General features: G+C 76.7%; 7 protein-coding genes and 2 pseudogenes. 5 read left to right on the forward strand and 4 right to left on the reverse strand.

From position 1 onward, the window contains the following. On the reverse strand, window positions 1–1,028 hold a 1,028-nt coding region (locus DKT69_RS13815; protein WP_109801972.1), incomplete at its 3' end, for an aminotransferase-like domain-containing protein. Between the two features lie 99 nt (window positions 1,029–1,127). Between DKT69_RS13815 and DKT69_RS13820 the strand changes: the two genes are divergently transcribed. The 3 genes from DKT69_RS13820 to DKT69_RS13830 are packed head-to-tail and all read left to right on the forward strand — an operon-like array spanning window position 1,128 to window position 2,872. Further along, the gene (locus tag DKT69_RS13820; protein WP_109801973.1) at window positions 1,128–1,808 is read left to right on the forward strand and encodes an MFS transporter; all 681 of its coding nucleotides are present in this window, start codon (window positions 1,128–1,130) and stop codon (window positions 1,806–1,808) included. After that, window positions 1,778–2,431: an MFS transporter gene (locus tag DKT69_RS13825; RefSeq protein ID WP_146231073.1), complete on the forward strand. Its 654-nt coding sequence runs from the start codon at window positions 1,778–1,780 to the stop codon at window positions 2,429–2,431. The genes DKT69_RS13820 and DKT69_RS13825 overlap by 31 nt, the downstream gene beginning before the upstream one ends. A 42-nt stretch (window positions 2,432–2,473) precedes the next feature. Continuing rightward, window positions 2,474–2,872, forward strand: coding sequence for a DUF2267 domain-containing protein (locus DKT69_RS13830; RefSeq protein WP_109801975.1), 399 nt, complete (start codon window positions 2,474–2,476; stop codon window positions 2,870–2,872). Window positions 2,873–2,889: 17 nt separating this feature from the next. On the opposite strand, the gene DKT69_RS13835 is transcribed toward DKT69_RS13830, so the two are convergent. Then, window positions 2,890–4,284 (reverse strand): serpin family protein, encoded by a 1,395-nt coding sequence (locus DKT69_RS13835; protein WP_236647887.1) that lies wholly within the window; start codon window positions 4,282–4,284, stop codon window positions 2,890–2,892. A gap of 53 nt (window positions 4,285–4,337) precedes the next feature. Here DKT69_RS13835 and DKT69_RS13840 point away from each other — a divergent pair, with 53 nt between their 5' ends. After that, window positions 4,338–5,075, forward strand: coding sequence for a class I SAM-dependent methyltransferase (locus DKT69_RS13840; RefSeq protein ID WP_161557833.1), 738 nt, complete (start codon window positions 4,338–4,340; stop codon window positions 5,073–5,075). A gap of 5 nt (window positions 5,076–5,080) precedes the next feature. Here DKT69_RS13840 and DKT69_RS13845 read toward each other — a convergent pair whose 3' ends face one another. Then, window positions 5,081–5,503, reverse strand: coding sequence for an OsmC family protein (locus DKT69_RS13845; RefSeq protein ID WP_109801978.1), 423 nt, complete (start codon window positions 5,501–5,503; stop codon window positions 5,081–5,083). A 65-nt stretch (window positions 5,504–5,568) separates the two neighbouring features. After that, window positions 5,569–5,882: pseudogene (locus tag DKT69_RS13850) on the reverse strand (DUF4291 family protein); the annotation flags it as partial. 67 nt (window positions 5,883–5,949) lie between these two features. On the opposite strand from DKT69_RS13850, the pseudogene DKT69_RS13855 reads away from it, so the two are divergent. After that, window positions 5,950–6,082 (forward strand): annotated as a pseudogene (locus DKT69_RS13855) (IS607-like element ISCARN56 family transposase); the annotation flags it as partial.

Below are 6,082 nucleotides of genomic sequence, written 5' to 3' on the forward strand. Positions count from 1 at the left end.
AGCTGGTGCGCCGCACCGCCCAGCACGAGCTGGGTGGCCACCTCGGCGACCAGCGGCGCGGGTGCCCAGGCGAGCGCCCGGGCGGCGGCGCGCAGCGGCTCGGCGAGCGCCGGCGGTGCGTACCGGTAGCCGATCCGCAGGCCCGGGGCGAGGGTCTTGGTGATGCCGGTGAGGTGGACCGTGCGGGGGTGCCACGCGGCGACCGGCGGCGGCCGGTCGGGCAGCAGCGCGCCGAACGGGTCCTCCTCGATCACGGTCAGGTCGTGGCCGGCGGCGACGGCGGCGATCTCCCGGCGGCGCTCGGCCGGCATGGTGACCCCGGTCGGGTTGTGCAGGGTGGGGTGCAGGTGCAGCGTGGCCACCCGGCGTCGGGCGCAGAGCCGGTCGATGGCATCCGGGCGGGCCCCGGCCGCGTCGCTGGGCACGGTCGCCAACTCGATTCGGAGCAGCCGCGCGGCGGCGAGCAGGCCCGGGTTGGTCAGCTCGGTGGTGACCACCACGTGCCGGGGCTGGGCGAGCGCGGCCAGCGCGGCGGCGAGGGCGTGCTGGCCGCCGGCGGTCACCTCGACCTCGTCGGGCGCGGGGCGCCAGCCGCCGTGGGCCATCCACCGGGCGCCGGCGACGCGGTGCCGGACCGCGTCGGCGTCCTCCGCGCCGACCGCGAGGGGGTCGGCGGCGATCCGGTGCAGGATCGGCGCGACCGCCCGGTGGACCGGCCCGTGCCCGGGCGGGTGCACGGCGGCGACGTTGAGCACCGGCGCGGTGGCGGGCGCGGTGCCGGCGGGGGTCGGGGCGACGAACGTCCCCCGGCCGACCTCACCGGTGAGCAGTCCGCGCCGGGCGGCGACCTGGTAGGCGCGGCCGACGGTGGCGATGGTGACGCCGAGCCGCCGGGCCAGCTCCCGCTGCGCCGGCAGCCGGTCCCCGGCGGTGAGCCGGCCGGCGGCGATGTCGGCGCCGATCGCGTCGGCCAGCGCCAGGTAGCGGGGTCCGGCGCCGGACAGCCCCGCGGGCTCCCAGATTGTCACCGTGACATTCTAGCCGCCGCGCGGCCCGGGCAGCGTCGGATTGTCACCGTGACAATCGGGGCCGCCGGACCTTCCGGATACGTCGTCGACGCTGCCCCCATGACCGTCACCACCACCGCCGCCCTGTGGCGGCACGCCACCTTCCGCCGGCTCTGGCTCTCCGACGCGGTGAGCACCCTCGGCACCCACGTGACCACTGTGGCGCTGCCCCTGGCCGCGCTGACCGCGCTCGGCGCCGGGTCGACCGGGGTGGCCGCGCTGACCGCCGCCACCACCCTGCCGTACCTGCTGCTGGGCATCCCGGCCGGCGCGATCGTCGACCGGCTGCCGCGCCGTGCCGTGCTGGTCGGCGCCGACCTGACCCGCGCCCTGCTGCTGGCCAGCGTGCCGCTGGCCTGGGCCGCCGGACTGGTCACCCTCGCCCACCTGATGGCGGTGGCGCTGGTGGCCGGCTGCGCCACGGTGCTGTTCGACGTGGCCTACTTCGCGGCCGTGCCGGCGGTGGCGCCGCCCGGCCGGCTGGCCGACGCCAACGCCCGCCTCGAGGCGACCCGGGCGGTCGGGCAGACCGCCGGCCCCGGCCTCGCCGGCCTCCTCGTCGGCGCGCTCGGCGCGCCGGTCGCCCTCCTCGTCGACGTGGCCAGCTTCGTCGCCTCGGCGCTGTTCCTCGCCGGTACGCCCCGACTGGCCCGCACCGGGCCGCCGGCGCTGGCGGCGTGTGGCGGGACGCCACCGGCGGGGTGCGATTCGTGCTCCGGGACCCGGTGGTCCGGGCGCTGACCCTCTGCTCCGGCCTGACCAACCTCTGGCACGCCGGTTTCCTCGCCATGCTGCTGGTGTACGCGGTCCGCGAGCTGCGCCTGCCGGCCACCACGGTGGGCCTGCTGATCGCCGGCGCGAACGTCGGATACCTGCTCGGCGCGGCGGTCGCCGGCCGGGCCCGGGCGCGCCTGGGCGTCGGACGGGCCATCGCCGCGGCGGCGGTGCTCCAGGCCGGCGCGGCGCTGGTGCTGCTGCCGCACCCGCTCTGGATCGGCGCGGGACTGGCGGTGAGCGCCTTCGCCAGCGGGCTCTACAACGTCAACGCGGTCAGCCTGCGCCAGGCGGCCACCCCCGGCGAGATGCTGTCCCGGATGACCGCTACCAGCCGGTTCTTCATCTGGGGGACGATGCCCCTCGGCGCGGCCCTCGGCGGGGCGCTGACCGGCCTGCTGGGCGCGCCGGCGTACCTCGCGCGGCGGCCTCGGTCGGCATGGCCGGGGCGGCGCTGCTCGTCCGCTGGTCGCCGGTCTGGCGGACCGTCGAGATCCCTGCCCCGGACCGGCCGCCGGGCCCGGCCGATGCCGTTGCCGCCGGGCGGTGAGCGGACCGTTTGTCGTCGCCGGCCGGGGGTAACCGCGTGACCGGCTGCGGCCCTGCGCGGCCGGCGACGACAGGAGGGCGGCGTGCGGTTTCCCCGATTCGTCGAGGCGGTGTCCCGCCGGTCCGAGCTGCCCACCGAGCAGGCCGCCACGATAGCCCGGGCCACCCTGCAGACCCTCGCGGAGCGGGTCACCGGGGACGAGGCGAACGACCTCGCCGCGCAGCTGCCGGACGAGCTGAGCGGCTACCTCACCGCCCCGGCCGGCGAGGGTGGCCCGACCGGAGGCGTCGTCGAGTTCGTGTACCGGGTGGCCCACCGGGCCGGGGTGGACCCGGCGGTCGCCGAGGTGGGGGCGCGGGCGGTGCTGGCCACCCTGCGCGAGGCGGTCACCGTCGGCGAGTTCCACGACCTCGTGGCCCAGCTGCCCAAGGGCTTCGACGCCATGGTCGAACCGATCCCCCGACCGCCGTACGGCGGCTGACGAGGCGGGGCGAACCGTCAGGCCGGGTCGGCGAGGTCGGCGGGGGACGGCTCCTCCGGCTCGGCCACCCAGGCGGAGAAGACCGGCACCCCGTGCCACGGCCCCACCCCGTCCGGCCGTTCGTCCGTGGCGAGCGCCACCACGGCGTACGGGTGGCCGAAGCGCAGCTCGGCGGTCCGGGCCACCCCCTCCGGAGGCAGGCTGACCAGGGCGAACGCGCCGGTCACCGCGGCCGCCTCGAAGCCGTACCGACCGAACCGGGCCATCGCCGCCTGCCGGGCCTCGGCCTGCGCGTCGACGCCCGCCACCGCCCTGATCGCCGCCGGGAAGCCCAGCCCGGGTGCGGTCAGGTCGTGCTCGCTCCGTGCCGACCAGCAGGGCAGCACCGCGGTGTGGCGCTCCTCCCGGCCGTCCCGGGCCCGGGTGCGTACCCGCTCCTCCCGCACGCTCCACAGTGCCGTCTCGCCCAGCGGCAGCTCGAACAGCGACCGCCGGCCCGGCTCCGCCCCGGCCACCGCCGCCGCGCCGAGCCGGTACGCGGCGGCCAGCACATCACCCGGCGCCACGTCGGGCGCAGCCGCCACCGACACCACGGCCAGCCCCGCCCGGCGGCCCTCCGTGGTCGCCGGCTGGGCCGTCGCCACGTGCACGATCACCTCGCCGGCCCGCTCCGTGGCGGCGATCCAGCACCGGTGGCCACGCTCGGGGGCGCGCAGGGCCCGGGTGAGCGAACCGGCCCAGGGGCTGGCCGACCCGAGGGCGGCGGCGGGGGTCAGGTCGAACGGGTCCGCCCAGGAGATCCGGGTGGCCAGCGCGCTCGCCAGGGCCAGCACCACCTGCGACGTGAGCCGCAGCGGAAACCGGTCGATCAGCCCGAGGGTGTGCTCCCGGGCCCAGGCGTCCAGCGCGTCCTGCGTGGGCAGCGGCCCCGTCGTGGTGCGCGGCGGCAGGTCGGCGTACCAGTCGGCGAGCCGGCCGGGGTCGTACCCGACGTGGTGCCAGACGGCGGTCGCGGCGGGCACCAGCGGATGCGGCTCGGCCAGCAGGGCGGCCGCGGTCGCGGCGGCGGCCGACGGGTCCATGCCGAGCACGTCCGCCAGTTCGTCCCGTTCGGCTCCGGTCGCCGCCGATCCGCAGAGCGCCAGCAGCAGCCACGCGCCGAGCGGGGAGGCCACGTGGTGCCCGGGGTCGACGGCGGCGTGCAGGCGTTCGGCGTACCGGGCGAGGGGCTCCTGGAGGCTGGTCATTGCTCCACTCTGCCCACCGCCGGCCGGTTCGGCACGCCCACCGGGCCGGTCAGGACCAGAGTTCGAACGGTTCGTCGATCTCCTCGCCGGCTCGGCGTCCAGCACCACCACCCGCACCGCCCGACGTTCCAGGACCGGCAGGTCCCGCGGCAGTTCCTCGGTCACCGTTTCCTCCCCAGGGTCACGCGGTCGTCGTCCACCCTGCCACGATGGCGGTCATGAGCCAGCTTTTCGGTGAGGTGGCCGGCAGCTACGACGCGGCGCGCCCGGGCTATCCGCCGGAGATCGTCGAGGCGATCCGCGCGTACCACGGCACGGTGCCCGCCCGGTTGGTCGAGGTGGGCGCCGGGACGGGCCGGGCCACCGAGCTCCTGGTCGGGTTGGGCGCGCCGATGACCTGTGTGGAGCCGGACCCGCGGATGGCCGAGCTGCTGGCGGCCCGGTTCCCGACGGTCGAGGTGGTGGTGGCCGCCTTCGAGGAGTGGGCGGCCCCGCCGGGCGGCGTGCCGGCGCTGACCTGCGCGCTGGCCTGGCACTGGCTGGACCCGGCGACCCGCAACCGCCGGGCGTACGACGCGCTCGCCCCGGGCGGCACCCTGGCCGTCTTCGGGCACCGCTACGCGTACGTCCACCCGGCGCAGGCCACCGCGATCCGGGCGGCGTTCGAGTCGGTGGATCCGGCGAACCACGGGGACCGTCCCGACGACTGGTTCCACGCCGACATCGCCGGCAGCGGCCTCTTCGCCGACGTCCGGTCGATGCCCTTCCGCAGTACGGTGCCGCTGACCACGACGGCGTACCAGGCGCTGGTCAGCACGTTCTCGCCCCAGCTGAAGCGGCCGCCCGAGCTGCGCGAGCGGGTGCTGGCGGCGGTCGGCGCCACGGTCGACGGGTTCGGCGGGACGGTGGTGCTGGACCTGCGCACCACCCTGGTCCTGGCCCGCCGCCCGTCCTGACCGGCTCAGTCCGGCTCGCCGAGCACCTGCCTGTGCCGCAGTCGCACGTCGGTGCCCCGGCGCAGGGAGTTGGGGATCTCGGCGATCGTGTCCACCCGGTCCACCAGTTCCCGCAGCCGCGCCGGCGGCGCGTCCCCGTCGACCAGCACGTCGTACGAGATGCCGGTGGAGGTCGGCGGGTCGCCGTCGAAGTCGCCGTGCACGGTCACCTCGACCCGGTGCAGGACGATCCCGGCCGCCCGGGCCTCCCGGAACAGATCGTTGGAGACGCACCCGGCCACCGCCAGGTGGAGCAACTGCCCGCCGTTGAACCCGAGCCCGTCCCCGCCGGCGTCCGCCGGGCGGTCCACCACCAGCGTGCACGCCCCGGCCGAGCCGATCGCCGCCGGCCGGCCGGGCAGGCTGCGCGTCCGCACCTCGAAGGTCATCCCGACCACCTCCGCTTCGACCAGGCCGAGTCAACCATCGATCGGGGGGCGACGCCCTCGCCGGTTCAGTCCGAACTGGCGTCGATCACCCGGGCCACGTCGGGCGGCAGCGGATAGGGGCGTTCGACCGGCAGCAGCGCCGCCGCCCCGGCGTCGTCGCCGGCGGTCAGCCGGTCCCGGGCGCCCGAGCGACCGGGGTGACGTCGGTGAGGCGGACCAGCCACTCGTCGACGTACCGGTGCACCGCCTCGCCGGAGAGCCCCACCTGCAACGAGCGGTGCGGCAGTGGTGCCAGCCGCAGCGAGCGCTCCGGGTCCCACTGGATCCGGACCGGGCTGGCCCGCAGTTGCCGGTTCCATGTTGCGCGGTCGGCGTGCAGCCGGGGCTGACAACTGCTCACTCTCCCGTGATCAAACATACGAATATATGAGTGTTAGTATCGTTCTGTGAAACTTGCCGAGTGGGCGCGCCGTAACGGTGTGCACCCGCAGACCGCGTACCGCTGGTTCCGGGAGGGGACCATGCCGGTGCCCGCTCGGCGTCTGCCGTCCGGCACGATCATGGTGGAGGTGACCGACG

Source organism: Micromonospora sicca, from assembly GCF_003172935.1.
Taxonomy (GTDB): Bacteria; Actinomycetota; Actinomycetes; order Mycobacteriales; family Micromonosporaceae; genus Micromonospora; species Micromonospora sicca.